We start from the raw sequence: 968 nt of genomic DNA on the forward strand, positions 1-968 counted from the left end.
CGTCTTATATTTATGAAAGATATAAAGATAGTTTTACTTTTCGTGCTGAAGATTGGCGTAAAATCAATAACTACTATGAAAAAATCGTAGGATTAGATTTTGTCAGGGATTATACAAAAGAAGATTTAGAGTTAATTTGGCTTATCGAGATGTGAATATGACAGCAGACAATATTAATCGGCTTTTCGAGCATAAATAGTCATATTAATAAAGTTGATGTTTTACATATTAGTGAAATTACAAACATGAATGATCATTTCCCCCTCAATTGGTAACATATTGAATTCGATTACCACTCCAAATTTATACGAAATGTTATTAATCGTTTTCTTGCTAACAACTGCACATAGCAAAGCGAAGGTCGCAATCACGCAGTGAACAAGCGAGCATTTGGCGTGTTGACAACCCACTAAGTCCAATCCTTTAGAGCCACCGGAAAAGTACACATGGCGAGCCTTTCCACTTGGATGACTTTTAAAAATTGGTTATAATTCAGCCGGTAATATCACCAAAACTACTTAAGAAGTGCGGTATGCGAGACCAAAAAGAACGCGTTGAAACAATTGAAAGTACCATGAAAAATGAGTTTGAGTACGCATTAGAAGTAAATTTAATTACACAAGAACAACATGACAACTATCTGCACGAACTCAATGAATTAACATCTTATATTTATGAAAAATATAAAGATAGTTTAGCTTTTTACGATGAGGATTGGATTATAATCAATAACTATTATGAAAAAATAGTAGCCTTAGATTTTGTACGTACTCGAACTAAAAATAATTTAGAGCTAATTTGGTTAATTGAGATGTAATAATGAAACTTGTTAATTTAGATAATCTCTTCGAGCATAAATAGTCATATTAATAAAGTTGATGTATTACATATTAGTGAAATTACAAACATGAATGATCATTTCCCCCTCAATTGGTAACATATTGAATTCGATTACCACTCCAAATTTA

At 31.4% G+C, this 968-nt stretch carries 1 protein-coding gene; it reads left to right on the plus strand.

Features of this window, described 5'->3' with window-relative positions; genetic code table 11:
• The first annotated feature begins 532 nt into the window (after window positions 1–532).
• Window positions 533–817, plus strand: a complete 285-nt coding sequence (locus tag J3U16_RS11950) for a hypothetical protein (protein ID WP_267331075.1) — start codon at window positions 533–535, stop codon at window positions 815–817.
• Window positions 818–968: the final 151 nt, after the last annotated feature.

This window comes from Gilliamella sp. B3023, assembly GCF_026536845.1.
Lineage (GTDB): Bacteria > Pseudomonadota > Gammaproteobacteria > Enterobacterales > Orbaceae > Gilliamella > Gilliamella apicola_E.